Raw genomic sequence first — 15,818 nt, forward strand, 5'->3', positions numbered from 1 at the left:
ACAAAGGAAAGAAATGAATCTGTTTAGACAAATTCCAAAAGTGGATAAACTTTTAAAAAATAAAAATCTTCAAGATATTCCAGAGAATGTTTTGCTTTATTCCATACATTCAGTTTTGAATGAACTCAGAGAAAAAATAAAAAATAATAAAATAGATAAAATAGATGAAAATAAAATAATAAATGAAATTGAAAAAAAAGCTTGCGGCATATTAAGCCCTTCTTTAATTAATGTAATTAATGCCACAGGTGTTACAATCCATACAAATCTCGGCAGAAGTTTGATAGATGAAGAGATTTTTGATGAAGCAAAGAAAGTCAGTACGCATTACTGTAATTTAGAATATGATTTGGATAAAGGAAAAAGGGGGGACAGGTATCATCACAGTGCGAAACATTTGAGTTTTCTTTTTGGGTGTGAAGATGCGTTGGTTGTTAATAATAATGCGGCGGCTGTATTTTTGATTTTAAACACATTTGCAAAAGACAAAGAGGTTATAGTGTCAAGAGGCGAACTTGTTGAAATAGGGGGAAGTTTCAGAGTGCCTGAAGTTATGAAAGCAAGCGGTGTAAAACTTGTTGAAGTCGGAACTACAAATAAAACAAAACCAAAAGATTATGAAGAGGCAATCAATGAAAATACAGCAATGCTTATGAAAGTTCACAAATCAAATTATACTATTGAAGGGTTTAGTGAAGAAGTTTATATTGATGAAATTGTCAATCTTTCCCGTAAACATAATCTGCTTGATTATTATGATTTGGGAAGTGCATATATTCCAAAGCTTCCTTACGGACTTTCAAACGCTGAGCCTTCAATTAATGATATAATGAAATTTTTACCTTCACTTATTAGTTTTAGCGGTGATAAACTTTTTGGAGGAGTTCAGGCGGGAATAATTCTTGGTAAAAAAGAACTTATTAATAAACTTAAAAAAAATCAGATATTAAGGATGTTCAGGGTTGATAAAATTACACTCTCCCTTATTCAGGCAACCACTCTTGCATATATTAAAAAAGAATATGAAAAAATTCCAACCCTCAGACAGATTTTTGCATCTATTGATGAACTCAAAAACAGGGCAAAAAAAATACTTAGCCTAACACCAGCCCTAAGGGCTAATATAAAAGAATCAAAAACATACGTAGGCGGGGGGACTATGCCAAATAAAGCCATTCCTACCGTGGTAATTGAAATTGAAGGAAATGCTGTGAATTGGGAGAAAAAATTTAGAGAAAAACTTGTTATCGGTAGAATAGAAAATGAACATTTTGTGCTTGATGTAAGAACAATTCAGGATGATGAAATAGAAAAACTTGCAAATATAATAAATAAATTAATAAGCTGTGAGGTGAAAAGATGAGAAATATTATTATTGGAACCGCAGGGCATGTAGACCATGGAAAAACATCTTTGATTGAGGCTATGACCGGGTATAACGGGGACGAGCTTAAAGAAGAAAAAGAGAGAGGAATTACAATCGATTTAAGCTTTACAAATATGAAAAGAGATGATGTAAATGTGGCATTTATAGACGTTCCGGGGCATGAAAAACTTGTAAAAAATATGATTAGCGGGGCGTTTGGATTTGACGCTACGCTTTTTGCAATAGATGCAAACGAAGGTGTTATGCCGCAGACCATAGAGCATTTGGAAGTACTTGATATTTTAAAAGTTAAAAATATCATTGTGGCTTTGACAAAAATAGATTTGGCAAGTGAAGAAATTATTGAAAAAAGAAAAAAAGAGATAAAAGAATTAATAGCTAAATTTAAGAATTTAAAGCTTCTTGATATTATCCCGACTTCCACTAAAATGCCTGAGACTATAGAAAATCTTAAGAATTATCTGTTTAACCTGCCTCCGAGAAATATTACACATTCCAAATTTTTCAGATACTATATAGACAGGGTGTTTTCCCTAAAAGGAATAGGAACTGTTGTAACAGGGACTGTTTTAAGCGGAAAAGTCAGACTTAAAGATAAAGTTTATATTAATGAAACGGCTACTGTTACAACGGTTAAAAACCTGCAGGTTCATGGTGAAAATGTTAGTGTTGCCCATACCCATCAAAGACTTGCCATTAATCTCAATATTTCACACAATGAACTTAAAAAAGGATATTTGTTAAGTACAAAAGGATACTTAAGAGGATTTAAATTAATTGATGTTTATATTTCCCCGGTCGAAGGTAAAGAAATTAAGCATAATATGGGAGTTTTATTTATAAGCGGTGCAAAAAGAATACCTGCGAAAATTTTGATGTTTGATTCAAATGCAAAAGAAGGTTTTGCAACTATGAAGTTGCAGGAAAAAGGATTTTTTGTTTATGAAGATCCGTTTGTGGTGCTTCATAAAGGAAGGGTTATCGGAGGAGGCGAAATTTTAAATCCTATAAGCGACCCTATTAAAAGAAATAAAAAATTATTGCTGTTAAATGCTTTAAAACAAAGGGATTTCCAAAAAGCATTTTCTATTTTGGTTGAAAATCACAAAAAAGGTTTCGGACTTCTTCAAAGTTATCAGAGATTTAATTTTTCGCCCGATGAAGCTCTCGGTATTGCAAAAACATTAAAAAATGTCTTTATAGATGAAGAAAATTATAATATTTTTTCAATGGATGTAAAAAAAGAGATAGAAAATGTGGTAAAAGAAACTTATGAAAAAAACAAATTTGCCTTTCTTTCTCCTGCATCACTGAAACTCAGATTAAAATGGGCGAGTGAAAAATTGATTGAAACTGTTTTAAATGAATTTGTGGAAGAAGGATTTTTAATAAAAGAAGGCAATATTTATAAAAGAAAAGATCTTGGTGAAGTGAATATTGAAAAATCAGTCGAGCACAGGCTTTATTCGCTTTTGGATAATTCTGGATTAACTCCCGAAGCACCTTATAATATATACGAAAAATTAAATATTGACAGAAAAGTGGGCGATCAGGCTATGAAGAACCTGACTAAGGCTAAAAAAGTTGTAAGGCTTGCCCATAATTTGTTTGTAAGTGATAAAAATATAAATTATGCAATGAAAAAAATGCGGGAAATTATGGAGAAAAAAGGATATATTGATATTAAAACATTTAAAGAAGAGATGCCTATGAGCAGAAAATATATTGTGGCTTATCTTGATTATTTGGACAATATGGGGGATATTGTTAAAGTAGATAATAAAAGGTATTTGAAGAAATAAGAAGGAAAAATTATTTAACAACTAAAGGAAACTCTTTGAATTCCTTAACAGTTGCTATTGCTTTAGCACTCACTCCTTCATTTTCCATTCTTTTTAAAAGTTCATTAACTTTTTCCTGAGAGGCGCTGATTAAAAGCCCTCCGCTTGTCTGGGCATCAAATAGTATCATCTGCTCTTCAAAACTGAGTTCTTTTTCAAATTTTACTTTTCCTTCTAAAAATAGCTGGTTATTGTAACTTCCGGCAGGAATTATTCCCATGGATGCCTGATTAATCGCTTCTTTTAAGAAAGGCACTTTTTCAAATTCTATTTCTATAGTGAAATTGTTAGCGCTCATTTCATACAAATGTCCTAAAAGACCAAATCCTGTAACATCTGTCATTGCATTTACACCGATTTCCCTTGCGATAAGACTTGGTTTGTAATTTAATGTCCTTAAAATTTCAGCTACTTCACTGGCTACTGTTTTATCTATCAAATCCGCTTTTATTGCTGTTGTTAAAATTCCCATTCCAAGAGGTTTTGTTAAAACAATTACATCATCTTTTTTTAATGTATTGTTTCTTATAATTTTTTGAGGATGAATTGTACCTGTAACGCTAAGTCCGTAAATCATTTCCGGAGTTTCTATTGTATGTCCTCCGGCTAATACACCGCCGCACTCTTTTATTTTATTTTCACCGCCTTTTAAAATTTCATTTAATACATCTTTTCCGTGATGACAGTTATCAAATCCGACTAAATTAAGGGCAGTTTTAACATCTCCTCCCATTGCAAACACATCGCTTAGGGAATTTGCAGCTGCAATTTGTCCGTAAATAAACGGGTCGTCAACAACAGGTGTAATAAAATCGGCTGTTTGTACAAGTGCTATATCATCTGTTAATTTATAAACACTTGCATCCTCATTTCCTTCAAATCCGACTATTAAATTTTCGTTTTTTCCATCAAGAACTTTTGTAGCTTTGTTTAGCTCCTCCGGAGCCAATTTCCCTGCTCAGCCGGCTGCTCTTACATATTTTGTAAGTTTGGCGTTGTTATTTAATTTAAGCATATATATCCTTTAAAATGTTATAACTTTGTCTGCTTCTTCAACCCAGGCAGCCAAGTCTTTCATTGTAGCTTTGATTTCAGGTGCAAAATATGGCTCGTTTTTAAATAATCCGCATCTTGCCTGACAAGTGCCGCATACTTTTAATTTTATACCGTTTTGATACATTTCTTTAAGCATTGCAACCAAGTCGTTGTCATAATTTTCAGGTTTTTTATTGCAATCCCTTGCCATATCCACGGCATCATTCATTAAAAAAATTCTTACATCGTTTCCTTTTTCAAACAAAACTTTTGCAAGTCTAAGTCCGTTCCAAGCTACATCGCTTCCGTCATATGGTTCGTGATTGAATATAATTAAAATTTTCATTTAACCTCCTTAATTTCTTTTATTTTTCCTTTATAACCTACGATTTCTATTGCGTGTAACAGTTTTTGAGGTGTTGTTTTTGTATCGTCAAAAATTACCGTTGCTATTTTAGTGTTTAGTAGTACTTTTGCTTTTATAACGCCCGGTGTCATTTTTAAACTTCTTTTTACAGCCATTGTACATAATGGACAAGTCATTCCACTTACTTTAATAATAGCCACTTTTTCAGCTCCAAAAAGTGAACAAAATAATACTAAATTTAAAATAATTTTTTTCATTTACTCTCCCATAAACAGATATTGAGCCCAAAAAGGGTAAGTTAGCATAATTAATACAAAAACAGTACCAATACTTAAATATTTTACATAATTTTTGCAAATACTGCCACTGCAAACCGGTCTTTTTCTAAGTTTAAAGAAATAATTTATCCACAAATAAACAATAATTATAACAGCTGCAATTGTAAAATAAATTCTATATGGTGCGAAAATATGTAAAAATGAAAGACTTCCGACACTTACTCCAAAAATCAAAAAAAGCAAAGGCCCTAAACAGCATGTGCTTGCCAAAATTGCAGTTATTGCCGCACCTGCTATTAAAGCCCAAAAAGATTTTGATTTTTTACTTTCATTTTGAATTTCGCAACTGTAACCTTTTATAGCATTTATTATTGTATCTTTTCCTTCTTTTTTTTCATTAAAATAAATTCCTTGCGTTTGCAAAAATCTTTTTACATTCTGAATAGAAGAGAAGGAATTAAGTTTTATTTCAATAATTCCTTCTTCTATTTCTTCTAATGCCTCTTTTGTTTTAAGAACAGGTTCTGGACAAGCTAAATTTCTTAAATCCAGCTTTTTTACCATTAAAACAGTTCCTGAGAAGTAATTTTATATTCAAAACTTTTTGGAACATAATAATTTAACACATCATCATTTACCTCGGCATACGGATAACCAAACATATTTAGAGGGTATTGAACAGGTTTTGGATAAAGTATGAAATCTCTTGCATGGTTAAATCCAACCCAGTTCATTTCCCATGAATGCAGATATTTTTTTACTAATTTTTGAACTTTTGGGTGGTTGTAAGGATATTTTTCAACTAATTCAAGTTTTGTAACATCAGCAGGGTCTGTAGGTATCCATCCAGCCCCTGGAATATAATATTCAGCCCTGCAGTGTTGCCAAGTGGTAATATTTGCAAAACCTTTACTATCACTTTTTCCAAGAGCTTTGTCAAAATGGCTTTTTCCAAGTCTGATACCAAAAACCTCTCTTGCAGGAATACCTGCCGCTCTTGTTAGGGCGGTAAAAAGTGAGCTTAAATCTGTACATTTTCCTCCAAACCATCCGTTTTTATAAATATATTCAGCTGTCGGTTTTTTTTGCTCTTGCATCATTTTGCCAACTTCACCTTTTCCGCATCCAATAGTTTTTGGATTTCTGAATGTATGGGCTGTACACCATAAATAAATTGCTTTTACTTTTTCAAACCTATCTTTTTTACCTTTTGTGATAAGTTCTGCCACTTCTTTTACAATTCCGTCAGTAGGAATATGGGCAGTAGGCTCAAGATATTTTAACACTTCTTTTGGATATGGCAGATTTTTTTTGCTGGCTTCTTTTATTAGTTCTAATGGAACACTTCTATCTTTTGTTTCAATTTCCATTTCCATTGTCAAAATTTTAGGCATAGCTGATTTTTCCCAATATGCATAAAAAGTATTTGCATCATATTCATTTTTATTGTTAATATCATAATCGTTATAATTTCCGCCAAATCTTAAAAATTTAACTTTTTGATATGGTGCATTATATGGAAGCGGGTTCCATAATCTTGCAGGAAAACCTGGCTCGTCGTATTTGATGTTGAAATAATATTCAACCTTGAATCTTCTATAGCTTTCATCTTTTGCACTTACAATACCAGGTATAGAAACTGCCATACCTAAGGCTGCACCTGTTTTTAAAAACTCTCTTCTTTCCATTATTTACTCCTTTTAAATTTTTTGTATTTTTATTTTTGTTGAACTAAAATCTGGTATACCTCCGATCGGATCAACCAAAGGTAAATCATAAAATTTTTTGTCTAATTTACTAATTTTATTTACACAAATTCCCATTGCTCTTTTTTTATCAGGAATTACGTAATTATTTTTAGTAACAAATAAGCACAGCATCCTTTGGCAACAAAACATTTACTATTTTTACTTTGTCATAGTCTTTTAATCCTAATTTTTTAGCATCAATTGGGTTTATTTTTAATGTAATATCTGGTTCGTAATAAAGGGCTTTATCTAAACATATAGTTCTTGATTGTGTATGTAATGCCGATTTGTATGATGTTAAATAGAAATTTTTTTCTCCTATTATGGTATTTGTAGAAGTTGCAAGTTTTTCATTATATATATGTATTTTTTCAAAACCAAATATATAATTGTCATTTTCATCAAACCAATTGTTCTCTTTAAATACACCTCCTTTTGCTAAAACATTACATACTTTTTCCCATTCTTCTGATTGTAAAATATGTTTGTGTTTTGTAACAATATAATTTTTTTCTACATAATCAATAGTTTTTTTATCAGCCTTAGATATTTTTGCATTGTGTGCAAGATTGTAAATACCTCTTAGATAATAATCTTCTTGGGTATTTAAAGAAAATTTATTGTTTATAGCTTTTTCTCCATAACCAGGTAATTTTAATTTTTTAGAAAGGTCAATCAAAAATTTTTCTAAATTAATATTATTTTTTGTGAGAGGCTCTATTATAGGTGTTCTAACACCAGTAAAATGACCTCCAGGAGCATGTGGATTTAAAAAGCCATAATGTCCTGTCTTAATCTGCATAGATATTTGTTTCATTAATAGTTGTGTCTATTGATACAAACAGAGGAACTTTTGTTTTATTTTTTAACGTAGATTCAAATCTGTATCCTCCAGGCAGGATATTTTTGGTCTATACCGCTCATTGCGGCTACACTTAATCCTCCTTTAGTAATAAATATCCTCCTTTTCTGTTTACATTTCCAATTAATGCATTTAACATAGAAATTGCATAACTTGCATAAGTTCCGTTTATATAGTTTCCTCCTCCATGATACGCAAAAGCTGCACTGTGTGGGGCAATGTTTTTTTTATTAACTCCGCATTCTTTAGCATAATCATCAATTGAATGTTCAAAAACAGAGTTTTTCATTATTTTAAATGCTGTAACTACTTTATTTTACCTTCATATTCTAATATTGTATTTTTAGAATAAGTTTTCCAATTTTCCATAAAATCATCATTTTTTAGTCCAATATCTGACCCTCTTAAAAATTTTCCATAATTTTTGTTTTCTTTATCAATTATTACTAAATGTGTAGCATTTGAAAATGTTGATCTTTTTTTATTTTTAGCTTCTTCTAAGTTTTTTTCTAAGAGAATTGCTTTTGGAGCTTTTGGATCAATTAATACGATTTTTAAATCATTATTTGCAGTTCTTTTTGCAATTATACTTCCTGATGTATTTACTCCGAATAAATATTAGCACCAAATATTAACATATATTTACAATTTTGAAAATCTGCCTTCATTTCAGCTTCTTTTCCGTCTGTAAAAGCGTAATTACCCATTCTAAAGCCGATACCACATATATCAGTATGTGCAATATAATTTTTTGAACCGATAGAATTATAAACCCATCTTTTTATAAAATCTACTCTTCCTCCTTGGGAACGTCCTGTAAACCATACAAATTGGTTTCTTTTAGAACCTAATTCTTCAGCTTCTTTTCAGATAAAATATCTTTTATGCCTGGATAATATGTTTCATCCCCTAAATGTTTAAAATTTTTACCTCCGAAAGCTATTTCATTTATTAAAGTATCCCAATCTATAGGTTCGAATTTTCCGCTTCCTCTTTCACCGTTTTTAAAGGTTTTGTTATTCTGTAAGGATTATAAACATATTCATTATTCATTTGCGGTTTTGCACACGTTGATGCTGAATATTTAAAACTTTTTTCTATATCTGTTGAATAAGAAATTTGGTTGAAATCTCTATTATATGGGTGATAAGGATTTCCATCAACTTGTACACATTTGTTGTCTTTAACGGCTATTCTTAAACCGCATCTTGCATTACAAGCTAAACAGACGGTATTTACTATTTTATCTGCTTTTGGTTTTTTTGTTTCATAAAATCCATATTTTTCTTTATAAATAGGTGTAACATCAGTAAAAGTCGCTAAATGGTGATAAAGTGCATATTTTAAAGTTGGATTGTTTTCTAGAAGTTCTTTTAATTGTCCTTTAGGATTTTTAAGATTTCCATAAACTAAAGCCCCGCCTGGGCAAATACTGACACATCTTGGAATGTCTCCTTGAATAATTCTGTCAAAACACATATCGCATTTTTTTGCTTTTTTATCAAAAACTATAGCGTCAAAAGGACAGGCTTTAGCACAACTTTGTTTATTTTCGGCACAATTGATATCACATTTGTCTTCATTTATTAATATAACTCCATCTTTTGCACAAATTGCAATATATTCAAACGCTCGGCACAAAAGTTTTTATTTTGAAAAACACTACATCATAAGGAAGATTTTTTTCAAGTTGACATGCTGCCATACAGCTTTTGCAGTCTAAACATCTGCTTTGGTCATATATTAAAACAGGCATAAATTCATTTTCTTCAGCATTAGCAAATTTAAATGTTGTTGTGCTGATTAAAACACTAAATGCTCCAATTTTTAAAAACTCTCTTCTTTCCATTATTTTCCTTATAAGCTAATAGTATTTTTGTGAAGTAGAAAGTCCATTGTGTCGTATGCGTTTCCTATTTCTCCGACTTTTAGCTCTTCTGGAGGAATTTTGTAAAAATTCATACAAACGCCGCATGAATAAATTTTTACGCCTCTTTTTTCAAATTCTTTTAAAATTTCTATTGTTTTTTCATTTTTTGTTGTTAAAAATACACCTCTGTTTACACATACAATAATTTCAGGAAGTTTTTTAAATTCAAGTGTTGTTTTTAAAAATCCTTCTATTAATATGTGTCCAAGCTCGCCTTCTCCAACTTTGTCATCTTTTATAAAAAGCACCTTATCTAAAAATTTATCATTATCTTCTTCTTTTGGTGCAATACTGCATTCATAACCTTTTACAATCCTGATTATGGTTTCACCATTATCCAGTTTTTCTTCTTCTGCAACCAGTCCCTGGTTTGCCGCAAATCTTTTAACGTTTTGAACAGATGAAATAGAATTTACCAAAACCTCCAAAATTCCTTCGTCCATCTCTTCAAGTGCTTTTTTTGTATCAAGCACAGGTTTTGGACATGCCGCATTTCTGCAGTCTATTTTTTTATTCATTTGTTACTCCTTTTGTTGTTTCGTATCCGGCAAGAGCCGCTCCGAATGCCCCCATCATCTGAGGATATTCCGGTGTGTATACTTCTTTTTTTAATTTTTTTGAAAGCAATTCCCTAAGAAGTGAATTTTTAGCTCCTCCCCCGGTAAAAACGATTTTGTCTTCCGGTCTAATGCTTTTGGCCATTCCGGCTAATCTTGATGCTATTGAATCAATAATTCCGTATCCTATATTTTCAGGCTTTTCTTTTTTTGCCATAAGAGAAATTACTTCTGATTCGGCAAATACCGCACACATTGAAGATATCTGGATTGTTTTGTCAGCTTTTTTACAAAAATCTCCAAACTCATCAAGCGGAATCTGGAGTTTTACAGCCGCCATTTCTATAAATTTTCCGGTTCCGGCCGCACATTTGTCGTTCATTTTGAAATTATCAAAATTTCCGCCTTCGGTTACTTTTATTACCTTGCTGTCCTGTCCTCCTAAATCAATAACAGTTCTTACATCCGGAAAGAAAAAATAAGCCCCTTTTGCATGGGCTTTTATTTCGCTGATTACAGGAACGTCAAACGCTTCTTGCATCATATATCTTCCATAACCTGTTGCAACCAGGGTTTCAATAGGTTTATCTTTTAAATATTCTTTTACCTGTTCGTCGGGATTTATAACGGTATCTAATACTTTAATGTCAATTATGTTTTTATTATCATCAATTCCAACAATTTTTGTATAGGTTGAGCCTATGTCAACTCCGTAATACATTAAAATCCTTTAAATTTAACGTTCTTTTTAAATGAAATACTTTCCAAAAACGCTTCAACTCTTGTTTTAATCTGACCCATATCTTCCATTGAATAATCAGATTCAATTCTTAAAACAGGAATATTTTCAGCCTGAAGTCTGTCTATTACTCTTTTTGATTCCACGTTGTATGTATGACAAAAAGAGAGTGAATAATAAATAATACCGTCAGCTTTTCTTTCTTTATACATTTTGATTATTTTATCTATTCTATCATCATTTGGAGTAAAGCATGCACAGTCTATTTTCATATATCTATCAAGCATATTATTCATTAAATCATCAATAGTTTCAGCTCCTTGGGTTTCAATATTGTCTTTATAATATCTGTGTCCGATACATGCTTCTTCGTTTATTATTACTCCACCGGTTGTTTCAACAATATGATGAAGCTTCCAGTTTGGAGGTGCCATAGGTGTTCCAATTACCATAATTCTCGGAGTATCTTTTTTTACAACAGAAACGCATTTTTTAATTCTTTCTTCAAGTTCGTCGCAAAGTTCATTTACTTTTTGTGTAAATCTTTCAGGGTCGTCATAAAAAGAGATTTGGTTAATTAAAAGTCCGTCTTTTCCGCTGATAGGTACAACATCAGGATACATGCCCCTTAATTTGTCAAGACGCTGCATGGCTTCTCTTTTTTTGTTTATAATTTCAATTCCCTTTTTAAGCTCTTCAAATGTAAGTTCTTTTCCTATAATTGATTCAATGTGTTTTTTAAAATCATAAACTTCACTTTTCCAAAGTTCTTTTTCTTTTTCTCTTTTCATTTGAGGAATATGCATTACATGAGTTGGGTGCAATTCGTTTAAAATTTCCCATGTTTTTTTCTTAGCTTCGCAGCTTGTTTCCCCGTATATAAAATCTGAAGCCTGTGTATACGGACATGTTTTTTGAACTTTAAATCCATACGCAGATTTAATTAAAGGGCATATATTTCTTGGCAAATCTCTTTCGGCATCTGCAATAGAAAATTCAGCCCCGCCGCATAATCCGTAACATACTCCATCAGCCCCGACAACAATTTCTTCCGGGACAAATATACAAAAAGTTCCAACTAAAGGTTTTCCTTCTTTTTTCTTTTCTAAAATTTCTTCTATTCTTTTACCGTGTATTTCACTCATTACATAATCAAAATATTCCATTGCTTTTGGTCTGTTTTCCTGCTTTAAAAAAAATTCAGGATATATTTCACCCAGAGCAGCCAAAAGTTCATTGTGTTTTTCTATATCCATACCAAGTTCTTGATACATAGGTGTGTAATCTTTAGACATACTTATCCTTTTTTAATTTTTTTAATTTTTATTTTTTTAGGATAAGCCTTATCCTTTTAACAACATTTTATCTTGAAGGTTTTAGAAGTACATCATGAAGCTTTTAGGAGTTTATGCCTCATGTGTTTCCCAGCCTGGGAGCTTAATTAGAGAATTATAACTCTTTTTTTCTTAAAGTTTGCTTAAAGTTTAAATTATTGTAAATAATTTTTTAATTTTTTCATATCTATAATGATGTATTTGTCTTTGCCGATTTTTTTCAAAATTTTTTCTTTTATCAGTTGATTAAAAAATTTGGAAGTAGTCTGTCTTTGCGAACCGATAAAAGTTGCCAAATCTTTTATGCTTAAAGATAAGTCTATTTCAATACCTTCATCAGTTTTTTTACCGCTTTTTTTTGCAATTTCCAAAAGAAATGAAATTATTCTTCTTTTGCAGTTTTCAAAAACCAAGCCTTTAATAATATCTTTTTCAACCATCATAATATTTCTGAATGAATTTAATACAGAATTACAAAACATAGGATTATCGAAAACGGCAGGATGTTTTGTAACATCAAGAGATAAAACAACGGAGTCGCTTAGAAATTCAATTATAGATTCCGGATGCATTACATATATATTATTTTTCGATAAAAAATATAATATAAATTCTTTGTCTTCATATAAAAAAGAAACTTTTGCTTCACCTTCTTTAAAAATTAACAGTTTTGTTTTTTCTTCAGGATAAAATATTTCCCCTTTTTTAAAATGCATTTTTACAAATTTTGATAAATCTTCTTTACTCAAAATTTTTTCTATATCAAAACTGTCAATTTTAATTCTGCAAAATTTCATTTTAACTCCTTTTATATGGAATTATAACAAATAATGAATTATTATTCATTTATAATCAGAGCGTCTTTTATATGACACGATTGTTTATAAAAAAGATATATTATTTTGATGAATAAAAATCCCAAAAGGAGGAATAATGACAAAAGTACAAACCACATGTCCTTATTGTGGGACAGGTTGTAATATAGATTTGATTGTTGAAAACGGAAGAGTCGTTAAAGCGGAAGGCACTAAAAACCATCCTGTAAATGACGGTGAATTGTGTTTAAAAGGTATGTTTGGATGGGAATATATACATTCTCCAAAAAGACTGACCAAACCTTTAATCAGAAAAAAATATGGTAAATATTCAAGAGATGGACGTTTGGAAGAATCTTCATGGGAAGAAGCATACGCTCTTGTTGCTTCAAAATTAAAAGAAACTGTTGAAAAATATTCATCTGATAGCGTTGTAGGTTTTTCATCAGCAAGATGTACAAATGAAGAAAATTATATTTTTCAAAAATTTATAAGGGCACTTGGTTCAAATAATGTAGACCACTGTGCTCGTTTTTGACACGGTCCTACAGTAGCCGGTCTGGCTAAAACACTTGGAAGCGGGACTATGACAAACGATTTGGCGGAATTTGCAACAGATACGGATGTGTTTTTATTAATAGGTACAAATACAAGTGAATGCCATCCTATAATCGCTATGCAGGTTTTAAGAGGCCTTGAGAGAGGTGCAAAGCTTGTTGTAATTGACATTAAAAAAACAGATATGGCAAAAAAAGCGGATGTATTTATCCAGATACCGAGCGGATATAATATACCTTTAATTAATGCAATGATAAATTATATTATTCAAAACAATTTATATGATAAAGAATTTGTTGAGAAATATACAAACGGATTCGAATGGTTAAAAGAAACAGTTAAAGATTTTACATTTGAAAAAGTGGAAAAAGAAACAGGTGTGTCAAAAGAACTTTTGATTGAAGCTACTGAATTATATGCAAAAGGTAATCCTTCCGCAATACTTTATACAATGGGAATTACCCAGTTTATAGACGGAACATATAATGTAATGGATGTTTCAAACCTTGCAATTGTTACTGGGAATTTAGGTAAAAAAGGAGGAGGTGTCAATCCCCTAAGAGGCCAAAACAATGTTCAGGGTGCAGGTGATATGGGCGCTCTTCCTGGTGATTTGCCAAATGGAAAAGTGACTGATCCAAAAGCCCGTGAAAAAGCTGAGGAAATTTGGGGATTTAAAATAAATCCAATTCCAGGCTTAAAACTTTCTCAAGTACCTCATGCAATTGATGAGGGAAAAGTGAAATTTTTATATATTTTTGGAGAAAATCCTGTAATGAGCGATCCGTGGACGGAACATTTTATTCACGCTTTGAAAAAAACAGATTTTATAGTTGTTCAGGATATTTTTCTTACAGAAACAGCCCAGGAAGCGGATGTTGTATTGCCAAGTGCGTGCTGGGGTGAAAAAGACGGAACATTTAGTAACACTTCAAGAAAAGTTCAATTGGTAAGAAAAGCTGTTGAGCCTCCTGCAAATTTAAATCCAGACTGGAAAGTAATCTGTAATGTAGCAAACAGAGTAGGGTTAAAAGGCTTTAATTTCAATACGGCTGAGGAAATTTGGAATGAAGTCAGAAAATTAAACCCTTTCAAATTTAAAGGGATTACTTATGAAAGAATGGCTAAATTAAACGGAATAAACTGGCCTTGTCCTGATGAAGATCATCAGGGAACTCCTTATTTGTATGAAGATAACAAATCTTTTTTACCTGACGGAAAATTCAAACTTGTACCTATTGGTTATACATTAGATAAAAATGAAAGAATTGTTTTAGAAAATAAATTAAGAAAAACTTTTAATATTCCTGATGATTATCCTGTAGGCGTTGGGTGTCCTAGTGAACAGCCTACAGAAGAATATCCTTGTATGTACACAACAGGTAGGAAAGTTTATCATTATCATACAGGAACAATGACAAGAAAATGCAAACCTCTTGAAATGGGTGCAGATATTATGGGACCTGTTATTGAGGTCAGCGAAGATATAGCAAGAGAAAGAAATTTGGAGAATGGATGCTATGCCGTGGTTTATAATAAAAGAGGAAAGATTGCTGCAAAAGTATTGGTAAATAAAGACTTAAGATACGGAACTATATTTACCACATTTCATTATGCGGAAGCAGACGGAAACGAACTTACCAATGCAGAGGAATCAGACCCGGTATCAGGAATGCCGCCACTTAAAATGTCAATAGCGGATATTAAAAAAATTTCCGAAGAAGAATTTTTAAAAATAAGAACAGAAATTCTTAGAGAAATAGAACCTGAAATTATTGAAAGGAGGGGTTAAAATGCAATCAACAAGAAAAAATAAATTTGTTATAGCCAATCCAGAAGTATGTATAGGATGTGCTACCTGTATGGCGGCTTGTTACAAGTCCGCATATGAAAGAGGAAAACTTGCAACCCCTCGCTTGATTGTAACAAGAACTTTTAACGGAGTAATGCCTAATCAGTGTAGACAGTGTGATGATGCGCCGTGTGCAAATGTCTGTCCTGTGGGTGCGCTTACATTTGGAGAAGATTGTATAGAACTGCATGAAGAAATATGTATTGGTTGTAAATTATGTACTATTGCCTGCCCTTTTGGGGCTATAAGACCTGCAGCGGAAACAATGCCTTCGGTTGATTATGCCCTTGAACCAGATGCTATGCTTACACTGGAATCTGTTGCGGGATTAAAAACGGTTGCAGTAAAATGTGATTTATGCAAAGGAAGAGAAGGCGGGCCTGCTTGTGTTGAAGCATGTCCTACAGGGGCATTGATGTTTTTGGAACCTAATAAACAAGAAAACATGATTTTGGAAAAATCTGAAAAAGCAGTGGAAAAAACAGTAGAAACTTCTCATCAACATAAAGGATAAA

General features: G+C 31.9%; 17 protein-coding genes. 4 read left to right on the top strand and 13 right to left on the bottom strand.

The features are described from left to right. The first annotated feature begins 13 nt into the window (after positions 1-13). The gene (gene selA / locus DZ64_RS0106550) at positions 14-1,363 is read left to right on the top strand and encodes an L-seryl-tRNA(Sec) selenium transferase (protein ID WP_024789902.1); all 1,350 of its coding nucleotides are present in this window, start codon (positions 14-16) and stop codon (positions 1,361-1,363) included. Next, positions 1,360-3,189: a selenocysteine-specific translation elongation factor gene (selB, locus tag DZ64_RS0106555; RefSeq protein WP_024789903.1), complete on the top strand. Its 1,830-nt coding sequence runs from the start codon at positions 1,360-1,362 to the stop codon at positions 3,187-3,189. Before selA ends, selB begins: the two co-directional genes overlap by 4 nt. A gap of 10 nt (positions 3,190-3,199) precedes the next feature. Here selB and selD read toward each other — a convergent pair whose 3' ends face one another. The 13 genes from selD to DZ64_RS0106625 all read right to left on the bottom strand — a co-directional run bounded on the left by selD (position 3,200) and on the right by DZ64_RS0106625 (position 12,875). Further along, positions 3,200-4,243, bottom strand: coding sequence for a selenide, water dikinase SelD (gene selD, locus DZ64_RS0106560; protein WP_084029354.1), 1,044 nt, complete (start codon positions 4,241-4,243; stop codon positions 3,200-3,202). Between the two features lie 9 nt (positions 4,244-4,252). Beyond that, entirely contained in the window at positions 4,253-4,609 is a 357-nt protein-coding gene (locus tag DZ64_RS0106565; RefSeq protein WP_024789905.1) for a DsrE/DsrF/TusD sulfur relay family protein, read from the bottom strand. Further along, positions 4,606-4,887 carry a heavy-metal-associated domain-containing protein gene (locus DZ64_RS0106570; protein ID WP_024789906.1) on the bottom strand — a complete coding sequence of 94 codons (282 nt, stop codon included), beginning with the start codon at positions 4,885-4,887 and terminating at the stop codon, positions 4,606-4,608. The genes DZ64_RS0106565 and DZ64_RS0106570 overlap by 4 nt, the downstream gene beginning before the upstream one ends. Then, the gene (locus DZ64_RS0106575; protein ID WP_024789907.1) at positions 4,888-5,472 is read right to left on the bottom strand and encodes a mercuric transporter MerT family protein; all 585 of its coding nucleotides are present in this window, start codon (positions 5,470-5,472) and stop codon (positions 4,888-4,890) included. It abuts the gene before it with no gap. After that, positions 5,472-6,596: a transglutaminase domain-containing protein gene (locus DZ64_RS0106580; RefSeq protein WP_024789908.1), complete on the bottom strand. Its 1,125-nt coding sequence runs from the start codon at positions 6,594-6,596 to the stop codon at positions 5,472-5,474. Before DZ64_RS0106580 ends, DZ64_RS0106575 begins: the two co-directional genes overlap by 1 nt. A gap of 169 nt (positions 6,597-6,765) precedes the next feature. Further along, positions 6,766-7,473: a hypothetical protein gene (locus DZ64_RS12780; RefSeq protein WP_201768477.1), complete on the bottom strand. Its 708-nt coding sequence runs from the start codon at positions 7,471-7,473 to the stop codon at positions 6,766-6,768. A 118-nt stretch (positions 7,474-7,591) separates the two neighbouring features. Continuing rightward, the gene (locus tag DZ64_RS12785) at positions 7,592-7,807 is read right to left on the bottom strand and encodes a hypothetical protein (protein ID WP_024789911.1); all 216 of its coding nucleotides are present in this window, start codon (positions 7,805-7,807) and stop codon (positions 7,592-7,594) included. A 677-nt stretch (positions 7,808-8,484) separates the two neighbouring features. Further along, positions 8,485-9,159 carry a 4Fe-4S dicluster domain-containing protein gene (locus tag DZ64_RS12790; protein WP_024789912.1) on the bottom strand — a complete coding sequence of 225 codons (675 nt, stop codon included), beginning with the start codon at positions 9,157-9,159 and terminating at the stop codon, positions 8,485-8,487. Next, positions 9,143-9,367 (bottom strand): hypothetical protein, encoded by a 225-nt coding sequence (locus DZ64_RS12795; protein WP_024789913.1) that lies wholly within the window; start codon positions 9,365-9,367, stop codon positions 9,143-9,145. Before DZ64_RS12795 ends, DZ64_RS12790 begins: the two co-directional genes overlap by 17 nt. A gap of 8 nt (positions 9,368-9,375) precedes the next feature. Next, positions 9,376-9,966: a sulfurtransferase-like selenium metabolism protein YedF gene (gene yedF, locus DZ64_RS0106610; RefSeq protein ID WP_024789914.1), complete on the bottom strand. Its 591-nt coding sequence runs from the start codon at positions 9,964-9,966 to the stop codon at positions 9,376-9,378. After that, positions 9,959-10,726 carry an acyl-CoA dehydratase activase gene (locus DZ64_RS0106615; RefSeq protein WP_024789915.1) on the bottom strand — a complete coding sequence of 256 codons (768 nt, stop codon included), beginning with the start codon at positions 10,724-10,726 and terminating at the stop codon, positions 9,959-9,961. Before DZ64_RS0106615 ends, yedF begins: the two co-directional genes overlap by 8 nt. Next, complete coding sequence (locus DZ64_RS0106620; protein WP_024789916.1) at positions 10,726-12,039, bottom strand: double-cubane-cluster-containing anaerobic reductase; 1,314 nt, start codon at positions 12,037-12,039, stop codon at positions 10,726-10,728. Before DZ64_RS0106620 ends, DZ64_RS0106615 begins: the two co-directional genes overlap by 1 nt. A 194-nt stretch (positions 12,040-12,233) precedes the next feature. After that, complete coding sequence (locus tag DZ64_RS0106625) at positions 12,234-12,875, bottom strand: Crp/Fnr family transcriptional regulator (RefSeq protein WP_024789917.1); 642 nt, start codon at positions 12,873-12,875, stop codon at positions 12,234-12,236. 136 nt (positions 12,876-13,011) lie between these two features. On the opposite strand from DZ64_RS0106625, the gene fdhF reads away from it, so the two are divergent. Further along, a complete protein-coding gene (gene fdhF / locus DZ64_RS14170; protein ID WP_084029355.1) occupies positions 13,012-15,243 on the top strand; it encodes a formate dehydrogenase subunit alpha in 2,232 nt (743 codons plus the stop codon). 1 nt (position 15,244) lies between these two features. Further along, positions 15,245-15,817 (top strand): 4Fe-4S dicluster domain-containing protein, encoded by a 573-nt coding sequence (locus DZ64_RS0106640; RefSeq protein ID WP_024789920.1) that lies wholly within the window; start codon positions 15,245-15,247, stop codon positions 15,815-15,817. The last annotated feature ends 1 nt before the right edge of the window (position 15,818 follow it).

It is taken from the genome of Lebetimonas sp. JH292 (genome assembly GCF_000523275.1).
Lineage (GTDB): Bacteria > Campylobacterota > Campylobacteria > Campylobacterales > Nautiliaceae > Lebetimonas.

Coding starts and splice junctions, on each gene's coding strand:
- DZ64_RS0106615 (WP_024789915.1), bottom strand. CDS start 10,726: ATGTATTACGGAGTTGACATAGGCTCAACCTATACAAAAATTGTTGGA.
- DZ64_RS0106640 (WP_024789920.1), top strand. CDS start 15,245: ATGCAATCAACAAGAAAAAATAAATTTGTTATAGCCAATCCAGAAGTA.
- DZ64_RS0106580 (WP_024789908.1), bottom strand. CDS start 6,596: ATGGAAAGAAGAGAGTTTTTAAAAACAGGTGCAGCCTTAGGTATGGCA.
- DZ64_RS0106570 (WP_024789906.1), bottom strand. CDS start 4,887: ATGAAAAAAATTATTTTAAATTTAGTATTATTTTGTTCACTTTTTGGA.
- DZ64_RS12785 (WP_024789911.1), bottom strand. CDS start 7,807: ATGAAAAACTCTGTTTTTGAACATTCAATTGATGATTATGCTAAAGAA.
- selA (WP_024789902.1), top strand. CDS start 14: ATGAATCTGTTTAGACAAATTCCAAAAGTGGATAAACTTTTAAAAAAT.
- DZ64_RS12780 (WP_201768477.1), bottom strand. CDS start 7,473: ATGAAACAAATATCTATGCAGATTAAGACAGGACATTATGGCTTTTTA.
- selB (WP_024789903.1), top strand. CDS start 1,360: ATGAGAAATATTATTATTGGAACCGCAGGGCATGTAGACCATGGAAAA.
- DZ64_RS0106575 (WP_024789907.1), bottom strand. CDS start 5,472: ATGGTAAAAAAGCTGGATTTAAGAAATTTAGCTTGTCCAGAACCTGTT.
- DZ64_RS0106565 (WP_024789905.1), bottom strand. CDS start 4,609: ATGAAAATTTTAATTATATTCAATCACGAACCATATGACGGAAGCGAT.
- DZ64_RS12795 (WP_024789913.1), bottom strand. CDS start 9,367: ATGGAAAGAAGAGAGTTTTTAAAAATTGGAGCATTTAGTGTTTTAATC.
- yedF (WP_024789914.1), bottom strand. CDS start 9,966: ATGAATAAAAAAATAGACTGCAGAAATGCGGCATGTCCAAAACCTGTG.
- DZ64_RS0106620 (WP_024789916.1), bottom strand. CDS start 12,039: ATGTCTAAAGATTACACACCTATGTATCAAGAACTTGGTATGGATATA.
- DZ64_RS0106625 (WP_024789917.1), bottom strand. CDS start 12,875: ATGAAATTTTGCAGAATTAAAATTGACAGTTTTGATATAGAAAAAATT.